Annotated in this window: 12 protein-coding genes; 4 read left to right on the forward strand and 8 right to left on the reverse strand. The window is 69.2% G+C overall.

The genetic code is table 11. The annotated features are described in order from the left end of the window. Both BU204_RS25470 and arfA read left to right on the forward strand, forming a co-directional pair. Positions 1-894 (forward strand): carbohydrate ABC transporter permease, encoded by an 894-nt coding sequence (locus tag BU204_RS25470; RefSeq protein ID WP_075128277.1) that lies wholly within the window; start codon positions 1-3, stop codon positions 892-894. Positions 895-897: 3 nt separating this feature from the next. Continuing rightward, positions 898-2,403: an arabinosylfuranosidase ArfA gene (gene arfA / locus BU204_RS25475; RefSeq protein ID WP_075128278.1), complete on the forward strand. Its 1,506-nt coding sequence runs from the start codon at positions 898-900 to the stop codon at positions 2,401-2,403. A gap of 240 nt (positions 2,404-2,643) precedes the next feature. On the opposite strand, the gene BU204_RS25480 is transcribed toward arfA, so the two are convergent. The 7 genes from BU204_RS25480 to BU204_RS25510 all read right to left on the reverse strand — a co-directional run bounded on the left by BU204_RS25480 (position 2,644) and on the right by BU204_RS25510 (position 14,760). Continuing rightward, positions 2,644-4,704, reverse strand: a complete 2,061-nt coding sequence (locus tag BU204_RS25480) for an RICIN domain-containing protein (RefSeq protein WP_075128279.1) — start codon at positions 4,702-4,704, stop codon at positions 2,644-2,646. 188 nt (positions 4,705-4,892) lie between these two features. Further along, positions 4,893-5,624 carry a FadR/GntR family transcriptional regulator gene (locus BU204_RS25485; protein ID WP_075128280.1) on the reverse strand — a complete coding sequence of 244 codons (732 nt, stop codon included), beginning with the start codon at positions 5,622-5,624 and terminating at the stop codon, positions 4,893-4,895. Between the two features lie 109 nt (positions 5,625-5,733). Next, the gene (locus tag BU204_RS25490) at positions 5,734-6,993 is read right to left on the reverse strand and encodes a cellulose binding domain-containing protein (RefSeq protein ID WP_075128281.1); all 1,260 of its coding nucleotides are present in this window, start codon (positions 6,991-6,993) and stop codon (positions 5,734-5,736) included. A 49-nt stretch (positions 6,994-7,042) separates the two neighbouring features. Beyond that, positions 7,043-9,898 (reverse strand): glycosyl hydrolase family 95 catalytic domain-containing protein, encoded by a 2,856-nt coding sequence (locus tag BU204_RS25495; protein ID WP_075128282.1) that lies wholly within the window; start codon positions 9,896-9,898, stop codon positions 7,043-7,045. A gap of 28 nt (positions 9,899-9,926) precedes the next feature. Then, a complete protein-coding gene (locus BU204_RS25500) occupies positions 9,927-11,360 on the reverse strand; it encodes an endo-1,4-beta-xylanase (protein ID WP_075128283.1) in 1,434 nt (477 codons plus the stop codon). Between the two features lie 85 nt (positions 11,361-11,445). Further along, on the reverse strand, positions 11,446-13,146 hold the full coding sequence (locus BU204_RS25505; protein WP_083661625.1) for a glycoside hydrolase family 27 protein: 1,701 nt from the start codon (positions 13,144-13,146) through the stop codon (positions 11,446-11,448). Positions 13,147-13,623: 477 nt separating this feature from the next. After that, on the reverse strand, positions 13,624-14,760 hold the full coding sequence (locus tag BU204_RS25510; RefSeq protein WP_075128285.1) for an epoxide hydrolase family protein: 1,137 nt from the start codon (positions 14,758-14,760) through the stop codon (positions 13,624-13,626). 60 nt (positions 14,761-14,820) lie between these two features. Here BU204_RS25510 and BU204_RS25515 point away from each other — a divergent pair, with 60 nt between their 5' ends. Both BU204_RS25515 and BU204_RS41995 read left to right on the forward strand, forming a co-directional pair. Then, on the forward strand, positions 14,821-15,768 hold the full coding sequence (locus BU204_RS25515; protein ID WP_075128286.1) for a helix-turn-helix transcriptional regulator: 948 nt from the start codon (positions 14,821-14,823) through the stop codon (positions 15,766-15,768). 173 nt (positions 15,769-15,941) lie between these two features. Then, entirely contained in the window at positions 15,942-17,174 is a 1,233-nt protein-coding gene (locus BU204_RS41995; RefSeq protein WP_269844659.1) for a helix-turn-helix domain-containing protein, read from the forward strand. A gap of 41 nt (positions 17,175-17,215) precedes the next feature. On the opposite strand, the gene BU204_RS25535 is transcribed toward BU204_RS41995, so the two are convergent. After that, complete coding sequence (locus tag BU204_RS25535; RefSeq protein ID WP_143229733.1) at positions 17,216-17,989, reverse strand: hypothetical protein; 774 nt, start codon at positions 17,987-17,989, stop codon at positions 17,216-17,218. Positions 17,990-18,020: the final 31 nt, after the last annotated feature.

The following is an 18,020-nucleotide window of genomic DNA, read 5'->3' on the forward strand; positions in this document are numbered from 1 at the left end:
ATGGCAATCCTCGCGCACAGCGACGACGTCCAGCCGCTGACCGCCGCACAGGCACAGCGCTACGCCGACACCGCCGACCGTCGAACACGCCTGTTCAACCGGTGCTGCACCGCGGTGCTCATCGCGTTCGCCCTCCTGTGGCTCGTTCCGCTGGCCTGGGCCCTCGACACCGCTCTCAAGCCCAACGGCGAGACCATCAACCCCACCTGGCTCATCGAGAACCCGACTCTCGCGTCGTTCCGGACGTTGCTCGCCGAGGGCGACATCCTCGACTGGTACGCCGCGAGCTTCATCATCTCGACGCTGTCGGCGGCCGGGACGGTGATCACCGCCAGCCTGGCCGCCTACGCGCTGTCCCGCATGCGGTTCCGGTACCGCTGGCTGGCGTTCTGGTTCATCCTGCTGGGCATCATGATCCCCCGGCAGGTCCTGATCGTGCCGCAGTTCCAGGAGCTGGACAGCGTCAACCTGTTGAACACGTACTGGGCGGTGATCCTGCCGTCGATCCCCATCGCGATCGCGGTGGTCGTGTTCAAGCAGTTCTTCGACGGGATCCCGAAGGACCTCGACGAGGCGGCGCGCATCGACGGAGCCGGCTTCTTCCACATCTACCGGCAGGTCGTGCTGCCCCTCGCTCGCCCGGCCCTGTCGGCGGTGGCGATCTTCAGCTTCGTGTGGACGTGGAACGACCTGCTGTGGCCGCTTCTCGCGCTGAGCAACCCGGAGGTCATGACGATCCCGGCCGGTCTGGCGACCGTTCAGGGGACGTACGGGATCCGGTACGCCGACACGATGGCCTCGGCCATTCTCGGCGCGCTCCCACTGGTGCTGGTGTTCCTGCTGTTCCAACGCCGCATCGTCGAAGGAATCGCCGGCACCGGTCTGAAGGGATAGTCCATGCAGCACGCCGCACTGACCATCGATCCGGCGTTCCGCATCGCGGAGGTGGATCCGCGCCTGTTCGGTTCCTTCGTGGAGCACATGGGTCGGTGCGTCTACACCGGAATTTTTGAACCGGGCCACGCCACCGCGGACGACGAGGGGTTCCGCGGTGACGTCGCCGAGCTGGTCAGGGAACTCGCCCCACCGATCCTGCGGTACCCGGGGGGCAACTTCGTGTCCGGCTACAACTGGGAGGACGGTATCGGCCCCCGGGAGAGCCGGCCGAGGACGCTGGACCTGGCCTGGCGGTCGTACGAGACCAACCAGGTGGGCGTGGACGAGTTCACGAAGTGGGCCCGCCGGATGGGTAGCGAGCCGATGATGGCGGTCAACCTCGGCACCCGCGGCATCGACGCGGCACGCAACCTCGTCGAGTACGCCAACCACCCGGGCGGCTCGTACTGGTCGGACCTGCGCCGCCGCAACGGAACGTCCGAGCCGCACGGGATAGCGCTGTGGTGCCTGGGCAACGAGATGGACGGGCCGTGGCAGCTCGGTCACAAGACCGCGGCGGAGTACGCACGGCTCGCGGCCGAGACGGCGCGGGCCATGCGCAGGGTCGACCCGTCGATCGAGCTGGTCGCGTGCGGCAGCTCGCACCAGCGAATGCCGACCTTCGGCGACTGGGAGGCCACCGTACTCCGCGAGACCTACGACCTGGTCGACTACGTCTCCCTGCACGGCTACTACGAGCAGCGTGGCGACGACCGCGGCAGCTTCCTCGCCAGCGGGGTCAACATGGACCGCTTCATCGAGTCGGTGATCGCCACCTGCGACCACGTACGCGGCGCGGGACAGCACAGGAAACGTGTCAACCTGGCCTTCGACGAGTGGAACGTGTGGTATCTGGGCAAGTTCGCGGGCGAGGAGAACCTGGACTGGTCCGAGCGCCCACGCCTCATCGAGGACCAGTACTCGGTGGTCGACGCGGTCGTGGTCGGCAGCCTGCTGATCTCCCTGCTGCGCCACGCCGACCGGGTGAAGATCGCCTGCCTCGCCCAGCTCGTCAACGTCATCGCGCCGATCCGCTCCGAACCGGACGGCCCGGCGTGGCGGCAGACCACCTTCCACCCGTACGCGCTCACCTCCCGTCACGGGCGCGGATCGGTCCTGCGGGTCGAACCCACCGGTCCCACCTACGAGACCTCGTGGATGGGCGAGGTTCCCGTCGTCGACGCGACGGCCGTCCACGACGAGGAGACCGGCACGGTCACGGTGTTCGCGGTCAACCGCGACCAGCACGAGCCGGTGGCACTCGACATCGACCTACGATCGCTGCCCAACCTCACGACGGGCGAGCACACGGCACTGTTCGACGACGACCCCGATGCGACGAACACCGCGGCCCAGCCCGATCGGGTCACTCCGACCCGGCTCGCCGACGTGAAGGCCACCGAAGGCACGATCACGGCCGTGCTGCCAGCTCTGTCCTGGAACATGCTGCGCTTCGACTCCCGGTAGCCAGGGTCTTGTGGTGAGCGCCCAGGGCGGTGACCGCGGCGGCGAAGTCGCGGGCGACCGTGTAGTTCTTGGCGTTGTCGGTCAGTACGCGGTGAATGCGCGGGATGCCCTGGGCCAGGCGTCCATGCACGGTCAAACGAGCGTCAGCGTGTCCCATCGAGGCCTCCGGTGCGGTGGTGATTGCGAAGTCAGTCACCACCGCGCCGGAGGCCTCACCCATGATCAAGCCAACGAGTACACCTAGGGCGTGGTGAGGTCGAAGCGGCCGACGGTCACCGCGCCGCCGAGAGACTGCGTGGCGTAGTTGAAGATCCCGTAGCGGTAGCCCATGAAGAACTGCCAGGTGTTGTTCAGTGTCAGCGCGTTGCCCAGTGGCGTGAAGACGGTTCCGTCGGTGCTGTAGGAGAAGCGGGCCTGTCTGCCGGCGCCGGGGCGGATGTCGGCATTGACCCGGAGCCAGATCCTGCTGCCCGTGATCGGCGCGCTCGCCACCTCGGTGCCGGTGTTCGTGGTGTTCCAGCTGCCGTCCATGGCAAGACCGTTCGTCATGGCGACCCGGGTGGTGCCGTTGTCGCGCTTGACGCCGATCCAGGCGGAGGACTGGCGGAGCATCGCGAGCCCGGCTCGGTCCCCGTCACGCATCGCGCCGTGGTCCAGTTCGATCGTCGCCGTCGAGGTGGGACCCTGGATGCGGTGGGTGAGGGTGTTGCGGGCGGCGTACAGGTCGCTGGTGACCGTGGCCGTCCGCAGGGTCAGGCCGTTGTTCACCTGGTACCGGCTGGTGTCGGGATCGTGGTTCCACTCCCACTGCGGGCCCAGCGCCGTGCCGGCGAAGGTGTCGGTGCCGATGAGCGGTTTCACGGGCCGGAGCGGCAGTGGCGCCGGGTAGTTCACGCCCCACCTGCCGTTGACGGTCTGCAGCACCGGCCAACCGTCGGAGGTCCAGGTGATCGGTGCGAGCGCGGGCACTCGGCCGCCGGGGTAGGCGTCGACGAACGCCATGTAGTACCAGGAACCGTTGGGCAGCTGGACGAGCCCGCCCTGGTGTGGCACGCCGCCGCCGCTGATCGGACCGGGGAGGTCGAGCAGGACCTGGCGCACGGTGTACGGGCCGAACGGGCCGTTGTCGGACTTCAGCACGTACTGGCCGTTGGCCGGGCGGGTCAGCCAGATGTAGTAGCTTCCGCCGCGTTTGTAGAACCGGGCACCCTCCAGCGTCCCGATGTTCGACGGGGTCTGGAAGACCTGCTGCGCGCGGACCTGGGTACGGCCGTCCGCGGACAGCTGGGCCACGCTGATCGTGGTGTTGCCGTAGGCGACGTACATGGTGTCGTTGTCGTCGATCAGCATGCCCGCGTCGTAGTAGCAGTTGTCGATCTGTGTGTGCCGGTTCCACGGGCCCTCCACGCTGGAGGACGTGTAGATGAACGTGTCGTTGAACTCGATGCAGCCGGCCCAGTAGTAGGTTTGGTTGCTCGGCCGGTAGGCCAACGTCGACGCCCAGATGCCCTTGACGTAGGCGCGCTGACCGTTCGTCAGGTCGTACTTCGTGCCGAACTCGAGCGAGGGCACCGCGTGGCCGGCGAACTCCCAGTTGACCAGGTCGTAGGACCGCAGGATCGGCGCGCCCGGCGAGTAGTGCATCGTCGACGCCGTCATGTAGTACACCTCGCCGACCCGGATCACCTCCACGTCCGCGAAGTCCTGCCACACGACGGGGTTCGTGAACTGGTCGGCGGGTTGCTGGCCGCCGTCCACCCGGACGAGCTGCCACTGCTGGTTCGCACCACCCCAGTCGGCGTACTGCACGACGTTCGCGCCGTCCGAAGTGGATGCGTTCTGCACCTCGACGGCCTTGCCGCTGTTGCGGTTGACCAGTCGGACGTAGCCGCCGTCGGAGTCGGCAAGCGTGAACTGCTGGTTGGTCCCGTTCCCGTCGGCCCACTGCACGATCGCCCCGCCGTCGGCCGTGGAGAAGTTGTGGACGTCGAGGACCTTGCCGGAGTGGCGAGACTTCAGCCGGTAGTAACCTCCTCCGGCATCGAGGAACTGCCACTGCTGGTTCGCGCCGTCGTTGCGGGCCCACTGCGTGATGCGCGCACCGTCGTTCGTGGCCGAGTTGTAGACGTCCAGAGCCTTGCCGCTGTTGCGGTTCACCAGCACGTACCACGCGCTCGTGTCCACTGTCGCAGCCGCGCTCGGTGTCGGGTTGAGGACCATCGCGACGGCGCTCACCAGCGCGGCGACCAGCAGTGTCACCGTGCCGGTCAGCCGACCGGACCTGCCTCGCGTGAGAATCATGTCGACAGCGCTCCCCGATCGGCGATGACGGGTGTTAACGCAAACAGCAGGTCGATGAGGTCACCTGACAGCGCTCGTGATCCAACCCACCGCGTTGTCGGAACATAAGTCCGATGTTTCCATGAAAGCACCGAACGAACGGCCGAGTCAACAGCGGGAAGCGAGAATGTTAACGCTAACGTCGTGCCCTACCCGAAAAGGCGGCGCTGTATCTCGCGACGGTAGTCCTCGAGGGTGTTGTCCAGGTGCACGGCCGCGGCCGCGGCGGCCGCATCCGGTTTGCCGTCACGGATCGCCCGGTAGATGGCGGCGTGTTCCTCGACCGCCTCCGCCGCGTGCCCGCCGACCGTGCCGCACAGGCCGATCGTGCTGGACTGGCGTTGCAGGCGGCGCGCCTCCCGCACCGAGGCGACCAGGAACTGGTTGTGGGACGCGACGGCGACGGCCAGGTGGAAGTCGTCGTCGCCGCGGTCGAACAACGCCGCCTCCCCGGTGACGTGCCCCTGCCGACAGAGCTCGACCGCCGTCTCGATCGCGCGCAGCTCCGCCGGGGTCGCGTTGGTCGCGGCCAGTCTGCTGGCGGCGGTCTCCTGGATGCGACGGAACTCGAACAGCATGTACACGTGATCGAGGTCGGTCGGCAGGAAGAATCCGCCCCAGCGTCTGGAACCCAGCATCCCGTCGTCGTCGGCGACGTACAGGCCGCGGCCCTTGTGCACCCGGACCCGCCCGATCGCCGAGAGGATCTTCACCGCTTCGCGGACCATGCCACGACTGGTTTCCAGCCGGGTCGCCAGCTCCTTCTCGGTGGGCATCCGGTCCCCCGGCCGCAGCTCCAACTCCGCGATGAACTGGAGAATTCGCTCCGCGACGACCTCGTACCCGGGTCGGTACGAGGAGCGCGACTCGACCTCCGCCATGCGCGGAGATACTACCGGAGCGCGAGATCGCCGGGATGAGTCTGACTCATCGGTCGCCGGACGCCAACTCCTCCTCGTGCCGGCGTCCGGCGCCGTTCAGGGATGAGTGTCAGCCGACCGCGCAGGACGCGCCGTTCAGGGTGAACGAGGTCGGCTTGCCGGTGTTGCCGGTATGGCTGGCCTGGAAGCCGATACTGACCGTGGCGCCAGGTGCGATGCTCGCGTTGTGCGCCACGTTCCTCGCCGTCACCTGCCCGGACGTGGGTGAGTAGGTCGCGTTCCAGCCGGACGTGATCGCCTGGCCGGCCGGGAGGGTGAAGGCCAGCGTCCAGCCGTTCGCCGCGGCGGTGCCGGTGTTGCTGATCGTGAGTTCCGCGGTGAGGCCGCCGGTCCAGGCGTTGACCGTGTTGGTGACCCGGCAGGCCCCTGGCTGCGGCTCGGGGTCCGGATCGGGGTCGCTGCCCTGGAACTGGGTGATGAACCGCCATGCCTCGCCCGAGGTCCACGTCCGCCAGCCCTCACCGCCGCCGTCGATCGGGGCCGGGGTGTGCCCGCCGTCGAACGCCGCCCACACGACCGGGTACCCGGCCCGGCAGCCCGAGTAGGTGGTGACGATGTGGCTACGGCTGCCCTGCGCCGGCTCCGGCGGGTTCTGCGGCGTGCAGCCGTTGTTGCGGACGAACGTGTCCCGCAGGCTTCGGCCCATCGAGATGTTGAGCACGTTGTCGGTGAGGCCGTGGATGCCCATGTACGCGATCGGCTGGGTTCCGCCGGAACACCCGCTCAGCTGCGCACCCGAGTAGACCACCACCGCCCGGAAGACGTTCGCCCTGGCACACGCGAGGGCGTAGCTCATTCCACCGCCGTAGCTGAAACCGCCGGCGAAGATCTGGGTGGTGTCGACGCACAGCGCGGCCTGCAGCTGCCGGAGCATGTCGTCGACGAACGTCACGTCCCGGCCACCGGAGTTGGCCCAGCCGTTGCTGATGCCCTGCGGCGCGACGAAGATCGTTCCGTTGTTCGCGCTGTCCGCGAGCCGCCGCAGCCCGTAGTAGGACCAGTTGTACCCGTCGGACCCACCCGAGTCGACGTCGTTGGCGGTGCCGTTGAGCCAGTGGAACCCGAAGAACAGCCGGTACTGACGGTTCTGGTCGTAGTTCGCCGGGAGCCGCAGGATGTAGGTGCGGTTCTGCCCGCCGCTCTGGATCGTGTGGCTGCCGCTGGTCAACCCGGGGGCCGACCCGCAGCCGGCGGAGGCGGCCGTCGCTCCGACGTCCTGCTCCGGCGCCGCCTGTGCCGCCACGGCACCGCCGCCGATCGAGAGGAGCAGCGCCGCTACCGCTCCGAGAAGATATCCTCGCTTGACCATCACAACTCCTCTGCTGTTCGAACCTCGTCGTTCTCCGCGTCGGGTTGTCCTATGCGCGTTGCAGCTGGAAGCGTTGGTTGGCGGCGCCGGTGACCGTCCACTGGGAGATGCGTGCTCCGTCGGTGGTGGCCGCCGACCACACGTCCATGGCCATGCCGCTGTGTCGGTTGACGAGGCTGACCGCGCCGCCGCCATGGTCAGCCACCCGCCACTGCTGGCTCGTGGCGCCGGTGTCGGGCTGCTGGGTGATGTCGGCACCGGTGCCGGTGCCCGCCACCTGCAGCACGAGGCCGCTGTGCCGCGCGCGGACCCGGTAGAAGCCACCGCCGGAGTCGAGGAAGTCGAACTGCTGGTTGGCTCCGCCGGTGGCCGACCACTGGTGCAGGAGCGCACCGGCCGCGGTGGACGCCCCGCTGATGTCGGCGAGCTTTCCGCTGTGCTGGACGACCAGCCGGTAGTACACCCCGGTCTCCACCGCCGACCCGGCCTCCTGCCCGGTCGCCCGGTAGGTGTGGCCGGCCTGGACGGTGAACTCCACCAGGTCGCTCTCCGGCTTCGTCGGTGTGACCGCGGTGCCGGTCGTCTGGTCGACGAGTTGGTAGGTGCCGGTGAACATGCGGCTGCGAACCCGGACGGTGCCCGCACGGTCGGGCGTGACGGTCAGCTCGGTGATCCGGCCGCCCGACCACGTCGCGCCCACGGTGTGGCCCCCGCGGCCCCGCAGGCCGGTGACGTTCCCGGTCGGCCATGCCGGCGGCAGCGCGGGCAGCACGTGCAGCTCGCCGTTGTGGCTGTGCAGCAGCATCTCCGCGATGCCCGAGGTGGCGCCGAAGTTGCCGTCGATCTGGAACGGTGGATGCAGGTCGAACATGTTGGGCGCGAGCCGTTCGGTGGTGACGAGGTCGCGGACCAGCTTGTGCGCCCGGGCACCCTCCTCCATCCGCGCCCAGAAGTTGATCTTCCAGGCGAGGGACCAGCCGGTGCCCGCGTCACCCCGCAGCTCCAGGGTCCTGCGTGCGGCCTCGAACAGCTGCGGTGTGCCGCGTCGGGTGATCTGGTTGCTCGGGTGCAGACCGTACAGGTGCGAGACGTGCCGGTGGTTCGGCTCGGTCTCCACCCAGTCGTACAGCCACTCCTGGACGTTGCCCCGCGAGCCGACCTTCATCGGGGCCAACCGCTGCCGGGCGGACCGAACCTGGTCCCGGAAGGCGGAGTCCACACCCAGCACCTCGCTCGCGCTCGCGCACCCGTCGAACAGGTCCCTCAGGATCTGCATGTCCATCGTCGGACCGGCGCAGACGCTGACCCCCGAGTGGTGGGCCAGCTCCGGCGAGTTCGACGGGTTGGTGACCAGCGACCCCAGGGTCGGCTCGGTCACCAGCGTGCCGAGGAAAAACTGGGCGGCACCCTTCATCGCAGCGTAGTTCGCGCGCAGGAACTCGGTGTCGCCGGTGAACCGGTAGTGGTCCCAGATCAGCGACGCGAGCCAGGCGCCGCCGGTCTGCCACATGCCCCAGAACGCGCCGTCGACAACCGAGGTGCCCCGCCACGCGTCGGTGTTGTGGTGGGTGACCCAGCCAGACGCGCCGTACTGCACCCGAGCGGTGCGGGCTCCGGTGACCGCGAGCTCGCCGACCATGCGGAACACCGGCTCCAGGCACTCGCCGAGGTTGGTCGTGTCGGCGGGCCAGTAGTTCATCGGCAGGTTGGCGTTGATCGTGTACTTCGAGTCCCACGGCGGGGCCAGCTGGTCGTTCCAGATGCCCTGCAGGTTCGCCGGCTGGGTACCCGGCCGAGACGAGGAGATCAGCAGATACCGGCCGTACTGGAACAACAGCGCCGAGAACTGCGGGTCCTCGACCGACCCGTGCCGGGCGATCCGGACATCGGTCGGCTGGTCGGCCGCCGAGGTGCGCCCGAGATCGATCGTCACCCGGTTGAACAGGCCCTGGTAATCGGCCACGTGCCGGGCGCGGAGGGCGTCGTACCCCGGCGCCGCGCCCAAATGTCTCCTGGCGATGCCCTGGTAGTCGCCGTTCACGGTCTGGTGGTTGACGTAGCTGGTGCCGATCGACACCAGCAGCGTCACGCTGTTGGCGTTCGACACCCGCAGCGTGCCGCCAGAGCTACTGGTGCTGCCGCCCTCGGCGACAGCCCTGGCCAGCGCGAGGAACCGCACCGACCCGGCGATGCCGCGCGCGTCGCCGGAGATGCCGTCCAGTGCGATCGTCGCGCTGTCCGGGCTCGAGACGGTCGCCCGCTGCGGGCTGGCGAACGCGGCCGAGAACGAGATCGATCCGGCTGTCGCCGCGGTCAGTCGCATGACGATCACCTGGTCCGGCGCGCTCGCGAACACCTCGCGTCGGTACCGCACACCGTTCGCGACATAGGTCGTGCCCGATGTCGCCGTGGTGAGGTCGAGCCAGCGCTCGTACTCGGACACCCCGCTCACCGCAGGCAGGGTGAGCCGGAGGTCGCCGACGGGCTGGTACGGGAGCTGGGCAGCCGGGTTGCCCAGCATGGTCTGGTCGATCAGGGTCTGCGCCTGCCCCCACTGGTTGGCGAACACCAGCTGCCGGATCTGGGCGATTGCGCCCGCGCCTCGGGGGTTGTCGTAGTTGTGCGGACCGCCGGCCCACACCGTGTCCTCGTTGAGCTGTAGTCGTTCGGTGTCGGTGTTGCCGAACACCATGGCACCGAGGCGGCCGTTGCCGACCGGCAGCGCACGCAGCCAGTCGGAGCCGGCCGCCTCGTCGTACCACAGTGCCTGGTCACCCGCCGCCCGCACGTCCGCTGGCGGGGCCGAGCCCGCGCGGGCGGTCGCCGTCCACCCGGCACCCGCGAACACGGCGCCCGCGCCGACCGCCCCGAGGCGCATCGCCTGCCGCCGCGTCAGGTCCGGCATCGGGCGCCTCCGTCCACGAGAACCCGGATCACTGGGCTGCCCAGCGCTGGTTGGCGCCGCCGCCGCAGCTCCACAGCTGCACCTGGGAACCGTTGGCGGTGGCGCTGCCGGTGACCTCGAGGCACAGTCCGGACTGGACGTTGGTGATGGTGCCGTCGCCGTTTCGGTTCCACTTCTGGTTGGCGCCGCCGTGGCAGGTCCAGATGATGACGGCGGTGCCGTTGGCGGTGCCGGCCTCCGACGCGTCGAGGCAGCGCCTCGAGTCTCCCGAGTAGACGCTCAGCTCCTGGGCCGAGGAGTAGGTCCACCGCTGGTTTCCCTGGCCGTTGCAGTCCCAGATCTGCAACCTGGTCCCCGTCGCCGTGGTCTGGTTCGGGACGTCCAGGCACCGGTTCGCCGCGGTCGCACGCACCGGCGTGCCTGTGCCAGGGTCTCCCCCACCGCTGTTCAGCGCGTCCAGGACCGCCTGGTAGGCCTGCTTCTTCTGGTAGTTGGAGTCGAACAGCAGCGGGGTGTCGTTGGGTCGCCACGTGTACCGGTCGGTGATGCCCCACGTGGTGATGCCGGTGCAGCGGGCGACGGCCATGCAGGCCTGCGTGACCTGCCGGTAGACGTTGGCCTGGCCGGAGCCGGAGCCGCCGACATCGAGCTCGGTGATCTGCAGGTCGACGCCGAGGTCGGCGAAGCGCTGCAGGTTGGCCTGGTAGGTGCTGAGGTTGGAGTTCGCGCTGAGGTGGCTCTGGATGCCGACGCAGTCGATCGGCACGCCGCGGTTCTTGAAGTCGCGCACCATGTTGTAGATGCCGGTGCTCTTCGCGTTGATGCCGTCGGTGTTGTAGTCGTTGTAGCAGAGCTTGGCGTTCGGGTCGGCGGCGCGGGCGGCGCGGAACGCGGCCTCGATCCAGTCGTTGCCGGTGCGCTGTAGGTTCGAGTCGCGGCGACCGCCGCTGTTGCCGTCGGCGAACGCCTCGTTCACCACGTCCCACGAGTGGATCTGACCGCGGTAGTGGGTGGCGACCTGGGTGACATGGTTGATCGCCGCGGAACGCAGGTCGCTGCCGGAAAGGCCCTGCGCCCACGGGGGCTGCTGCGCGTGCCAGAGCAGGGTGTGTCCTCGGACGGTCATGCCGCGAGCGCGGGCGTAGTTGACGATCTGGTCACCGCCGCCGTAGCTGAATTGGTTCCGGTTGGGCTCGGTGGCGTCCCACTTCATCGCGTTCTCCGCCACGACGCTGTTGAACTCGCGGCTCAGCGTGCCCGAGTAGGACGCGTCGTTCAGGAGATTCGGGACGACCGCCGCCCCGAAGTACCGGCCGGTCTGCGCGGCGGACGCGCCGAGCGTGTCCGCCGCGCTCGCGGGCGTCGCGGACAGTACGAGCCCGGCCGCGGCGAGGCCCGCTGTCGTAATGGCGGCGACGACGGACTTGATGCCCCTGTGCCGCGCGATTGTTCTGGTCGTCATAGCAACCCTCTTTCGTCGTTGAAGATCAGGGCTGTTACCGGCAGGGCTGCCGCCCCACCCCTACGCGGGGCGGCAGCCGGAGTCCTCATGCACGCGACCACCGCTGGTTGGGCTGGCCGTTGCAGGTCCACAGGATCGCGGTGGTGCCGTTCGCGGTGCCTGCCTGGTTGACGTCGAGGCAGAGCCCGGAGTGGACGTTTCGGATGGATCCGTCGGTCTCCAGCGTCCAGCGCTGGTTCGCCTGTCCGTTGCAGGTCCAGATGATCACACGGGTGCCGTTGGCGGTGCCCTGGTCGTAGGCGTCGAGGCACTTGTCGCCGAAGACCCGGATCTCGCCGTTCGCCCAGGTCGTCCAGGACTGGTTCGCGGCGGTGTGGCAGTCCCAGATCAGGGCCGCCGTGCCGGTGGCGGTCGAGGCGTTGTCCACGTCCAGGCACCGGTTCGAGCCCGCCCCGCGCAGTCGGGACGTCGTCGCGGCGAGTGGCGAGCCGCCGGCGACCCGGTACGCCGCCACGCCGTGCGCCGGCACGCTCGCACTGATCTGCCCGGAGGTGGTCGACGTGCCGCCGGTCCACAGGTCGGTGAGCGTGAACGACCCGCCGGAGAGGCCGACCTGCGCTGTCGTGGTGCTGACCGTGGCGGCGGCGCTCCCACGGTTGAACAGGCCGACCGCGACCGACCCGTCGGCGAGCGGCTTGGCGAACACCTCGACGTTTCCGTCGTCCCGTACCCGGCGACCACCCGCACCGAGCGGGTCCTGGTTGACCGCGAGCAGGCGTGGGTTGCGCAGGATCGCGCTCACGTCGGCCGACATCGTGCGGATGTCGTTGCCGGCCATGAGCGGTGCGGCCATCAGCGCCCACAGCGCGAAGTGTGCTCGCGACTCGGTCAGGGTCAGTCCCGGCCGGCCGACCACGAGCATGTCGGGGTCGTTCCAGTGCCTCGGCCCGGCCTGGGCGGCGAGGGGGGCGTTGACGTCGACGACGTTGCCCACACCCATCGGGTAGCTGTTGACGTTGCCGTTCTGCCAGATGTCGAGCAGGTCCTCTGTGGTCCGCCACAGGTCGGCGACCTCACCCCAGTTGTACTTGTCACCGGTGATGGCGTGGAAGCTGTTGGGGTTGATGCTGTACACGATCGGCCGGCCGGTGGCGCGGAGGGCGTCGCGCATCAGCGTGAACCGGGCCACCTGCTCGTCCCGGGTGCTCTCCGGCGAGCACCAGTCGTACTTGAGGTAGTCCACGCCCCACGACGCGAAGGTGTTGGCGTCCTGCACCTCGTGCCCCAGGCTGCCCGTCGAACCGGGATGCGTGCCGACCCGTTGCGCGCAGGTTCGTTCGGTCGGCACCTGGTAGATCCCGAACTTCAGCCCACGGGCATGGATGTAGTCGCCCAGCGCCTTCATTCCGCTGGGGAACTTGGTCGGATGCGCCCTCAGGTTGCCCTGCCCGTCGCGCTGGGGGTCGAACCAGCAGTCGTCGACCACGACGTACTGGTAGCCCGCGTCCCGCATTCCCGAACTGACCATCGCGTCGGCGGCCTGACGCACCGCGGTCTCGGTCACGCCGCAGCCGAAGCTGTTCCAGCTGTTCCAGCCCAGCGGCGGTGTCACGGCCGGGCTCCCCGGGGCTGCCTGCGCCGCGGGTGGGTGCGGCTCGGCGGAGAGCGCGACCAGCCCTGCCGAGGTTGCCACGACGAGTGCGGCGGCGACGAGCCGTCGTACCCGGGAATGACGACCGCGGATCCTGGCCGACCACCGAACGCGCCTACGCGTTTCATCGCACATGAAAGAAACCTCATCGTCTCCGTCGGCAGCATCGCCAATGTGAACGTTAACACGTTCTATTGGTTTCGAACAAGGCCTCCAGCCAGGGGAAACCAAACGCTATAGGCCCAGGTCATCGCCACCAAGTGATCGCAAACAAGAGACGTTCAAACATGCCAAGGGCTTTTCTGCGGGTCTTTTTGGAGCGCTCCCAGCGCAGGGGATAAAAGCTATTCCGGGCCTTGGTTCCGGAACAGCTTCCCGTGAATCTCGCGCCTTGTCTGTCTCCAGGCAGGTCGCTCGACGGGCCCAGGACGGATGAGTCCTACCCATCGTGCACGACCGGTCACTCAGGCACACCATACCGCCACCGGATGCGTCTTCGTCAAGAGACAACCGGCCACCAGGGCGGCATGGCACCTCGATGAGTGCGATTCATCGATCAGCAGCGCGGGCTGCCACGCAGCACTGGCCGGATCGACGGGAACAGGGGAAACATCAGCGCAGGGCTGCGAAGAACGTCCGGATGTCTTCCACCAGGACGTCGGGAACCTCGAGCGCGGCGAAGTGTCCGCCCTGCTCGAAACGGCTCCAGTGCACGATGGTGGAGTTGTCCCGTTCGGCGAACGCCCTGATGGTCTGGAAGTCGTCGGCGAACACCGCCACGCCGGTCGGGGCGGTGTTGACCGGTGCCGGCTCGTCGCCGGCGGCGGCGGCCGCGTTCTCGAAGTAGGACCGGGCCATACCCGCGGCCGCGTTCGCGAACCAGTTCACCGACACCTCGGTGAGGATCGTCTCCAGTGGCACCAGGGAAGTGCCGTTGCCGAAGGAGTTGAACAGCTCGCTGTAGGCGAGCAGCCCGACCGGCGAGTCGCTGAGGCCGACCGCGACGGTCTGCGGCCTGCTGGCGTTCATGGTGTTGTAGCCACCGACCTTCTGGAACCACCGCATGTGCTCCAGACCGGCGTAGTCCCGCGGCTCCAGTCGTTCGAACTCCGCGGGGTCGCCCGACGGGAAGGAGAACAGCTGCAACACGTGCAGACCGAGGAACCCCTCGGGGTTCAGGAGACCGAGCTCGCGGGCGACCAGCGCGCCGTGGTCGGAGCCGTGGACGCCGTAGCGCTGGTAGCCGAGCCTGCGCATGAGCGTGTCGTAGGCGCGCGCGATCCGGGCGGTGGTCCAGCCCGGTTCGGTGACCGGGTTGGAGAACCCGAAGCCGGGGGCGTCCGGCACCACGACGTGGAAGGCGTCCTCGGCCCGCCCACCGTGGGCGAGGGGATCGGTGAGCCGGTCGATCAGCTCGAGGTAGTCGACCGACGAGCCGGGGTAGGTGTGCGCGAGCAGTAGCGGCGTCGCGCCGGGATGCGCCGACTCGACGTGCATGAAGTGGATCACCTGGTTGTCGATGTCGGTGGTGAAGTGCGGGTGGGAGTTGATGCGCCGGGCGACGGCGCGCCAGTCGAACGCGCGCCACGCGGCCAGGGCCTCGCGCAGGTAGGCGTTGGGAGTGCCGTGTTCCCAGCTGTCGCCCGGCGCCGGCCGCGGCAGGCGGGTGCGGACGAGGCGATCGGTCAGGTCGTCCAGCTCGGCCTGGGTGACCTCGACGCGGAAGGGGCGGATGTCGGTGTTCGTCATGGCACAGACGCTAGAGTTCGAATAGGAAGGAAACGTTCCTATTCGACGGGAGCAGGTGCCGTGACAGCGGACACATCGGCGCGACTCCTGGCGCTTCTCGCGCTGTTCCAGTCACGCCCCTCCTGGAGCGGCGCCGAGCTCGCCGAACGGCTAGGCGTCACGACCCGCACCATCCGCAACGACGTGGAGCGACTCCGCCTCCTCGACTACCCCGTCGAGGCCACTCGCGGCGCGACGGGCGGATACCGGCTCGGAGCGGGCGCCAGGCTTCCGCCGCTGCTCCTGGACGACGAGGAGGCCGTGGCCGTCGCGATCGGGTTGCGCACCGGCCGGGGCATCGCCGGGGTCGAGACCGCCAGCGCCCGCGCACTGGCCAAGCTCGAACAGGTCATGCCACCCCGCCTGCGGCCGACGGTGGAGGCGCTGGCCGCGACCGTCGACCACGCTCCGGAGAACACCGGCACCGACGCCCCGGACCCCGAGGTCGCCCCAGCCGTGCTGCGCACCATCGCCACCGCGATCCACGACATCGAGTGGTTCCGCTTCGACTACCGCGACACCTCACGGCTCGTCGAGCCCTACCGCCTGCTCGCCTGGCAGCGACGCTGGTTCCTCGTCGGCCGCGACCCGGCCACCGGCGAGTGGGACGTCTACCGCGTCGACTGGGTCACCCCGCGCATGCGAACCCACCGCCGCTTCACCCCCACCACCCTCCCCGACGACGACTACACGACCTTCACCATGCGTCGCGTCGCCTCGCGCGGATGGCGGGTGCACGCACGCCTGCGGGTCGACGCCCCGGCCCAGGCCGTCCTCGACCGGGTCAACCCCGCGGTCGGAGTGGTCGAGGCGGTCAACGACACCACCTCGGTCCTGGTCACCGGAGCCGACTCGCTGGACACCATCGCGGCCTATGTCGGCATGCTGGGAATGGACTTCACCGTGGAATCGCCTGTGGAGCTGAGGACGCTGCTGCACACCCTCGCCGAGCGTTACGCCCGCGCCTGAGGGCGTCCTGTCCCCACCGTCGAAGGCCTCGACGGCAGCCGGGGCCTGCGCTTATACGCGCGCGAAACGCTGGACAAACGGCGTGGGGCTAGCGTCGGCCGCGGGGTTGGTTCGACGTGAAGGGCGATGCGGTGGACGAACCGGCTGGCGGCATGGGTCCGGATCCTCGACGGGTGCGCGGGCTCGGTGATCTGGCCAGGGAGCTGAACCTGCTGCGCACCAGGGCCACGGTCGGCACGCTGCGGACCAAGGTCACCCTCGACGAGCTCGCGCGGCGCGTCGGCATGCCGCGGTCGACCGTGCACCGGTACATCACCGGGCGGACGTTGGCGCCCTCGGCCGCGCTCGACCGGATCGTGATCGCGCTCGGGGCCAGTGCCGGCGAGCAGCGGGAGTGGAGTGAGGCGTGGTACCGGGTGCACGGGCAGGTCGACGTCCCGGCACAACCGGTGCCGTGCGGGTTGCCGGCGCCGGTTCGGGGGTTCGCGGGGCGGGTGCGGGAGCTGACCGTGCTGGACGACCTCGTCGGGTCGGGTGAGGGTGTCGTGCTGGTGGCGGTGTCGGGTGGACCCGGCATCGGCAAGACCGCGCTCGCGGTGCGGTTCGCGCACGGGGTGCGGGAACGGTTCCCGGACGGGTGTCTTTTCGTTGACCTGGGCGGGTACGGGCCGGGCCGGCCACTGACGCCGGCCGAAGGGCTCGCCGCCCTGCTGGGCAGCGTGGTGCCGGGGGCGGAACTGCCCGCGGAGCTTCCCGTCCTGGCCGCGCGGTATCGGTCGGTGCTCGCCGGGCGGCGCATGCTCGTGGTGCTGGACAACGCATCCTGCGCCGAGCAGGTGCGGCCGTTGCTGCCTGGGGCCGGCGCCGGCATGGTCGTCGTGACCAGCCGTGACGACCTGGGCGGGCTGGTCGCGCGCGACGGGGCCCACCGCGTGGACCTCGACGTGCTCGCGCTGGCGGACGCGGTGGTGTTGCTGGAGAACCTGGGCGGCGCCGGTCGGGCGAGTGCGGAGCTGGCGCGGCGGTGCGGTCGGCTGCCGCTGGCGCTGCGGGTGGCGGCGCTCGGCGGAGCCGCCGGTGGCGACGGCCTGGGGTGGCTGGAGACCGGTGATCCGCGGACCGACCTGCGGACGGTGTTCGGGTGGTCCTACCGCGCGTTGGCCGAGCGGGATCCTGACGCGGCAGGGTTGTTCCGGGCGCTGGGTCACCACCGGGGCGAGGACTTCGACGTGACCACCGCCGCCACGCTGCGGCGGACGAGCGCCGAGCACGCACGGCGGCTGCTCGCCACGTTGGTGCGGGCCAACCTCGTCCGGCCGTCGGCGGGCGGTCGGTACCTGCTCCCCCACCTGCTCGGCGCCTACGCCGTCGAGCTGTCCGCCGACTCCACACGGCGGTCGGCATAGGGGGATGGTGCGGGCGGCCACCGGCCGCCCGCACCATCACCTCAGATGTGCCTCAGGCGGAACGACAGCAGACATGCCCCGGCGCGGTCGTCCGAGTTCAGGCCGATGGTGACCGAGTTCCTGCTGGTCACCGTTTCGAACTTGTTCGTCCCCTGCTGACGAGCACCCTCGCACTGGCCGCCGTCGCCGACGAACTCGAACAGCACGTCGAGTCCCACGTCGTCCCGACCGCTGATCGCCAGATTCAGCGTGCACCACCCGCCGTCGTCATGGGTGTTGATTCTGATCGGGCTCGCCCACGACGGGTAGTCCCAAGCCAGCGGGAGATACGGCACCGTCTGGGGGTCGGGGCTCGCGGTCGGACACTGGTACCCGCCCGCGCCCGTCGTGTACTGGAACGTGTAGGTGAGCTTCATCCCGGTCAGCGAACCGTCCAGGTTGTTCAGGCCGAAGTACAGCAGGCAACCCTCGGGCCGATCGTCCGTGTCGATCGCCAGCGTCCTCGTCCACTGGTTCTCCGCCGTCCAGTGCGTGACGTCGCCAGGAGCGGCATCGCCGACCCTGCACTGCCCGTTGACTTCCTCATCGACGAGCCTGATCCCGAGCGCAGCGGTCGCCCTCGGTTCCCCGCCGGCCGGTGCAGCGGCCGCGACCAGCATGACGCCGGCGCTCGCACCGCACACCACCAACGCGGTCAACTTTCTTCGCAACACTCGCATTCGCATATGACGCTCCTGTATCGACAGTGCCGAGCCGGATCGCCGACCGTTGAGGTCACGACCCGGCGTGATCAGTGAAGCACCGCCCGTCGCCACCGCGCCGGCAGTGGGACAACCTGGGAAACAT

The organism is Actinophytocola xanthii (genome assembly GCF_001921205.1).
In the GTDB taxonomy this organism is placed as follows: domain Bacteria; phylum Actinomycetota; class Actinomycetes; order Mycobacteriales; family Pseudonocardiaceae; genus Actinophytocola; species Actinophytocola xanthii.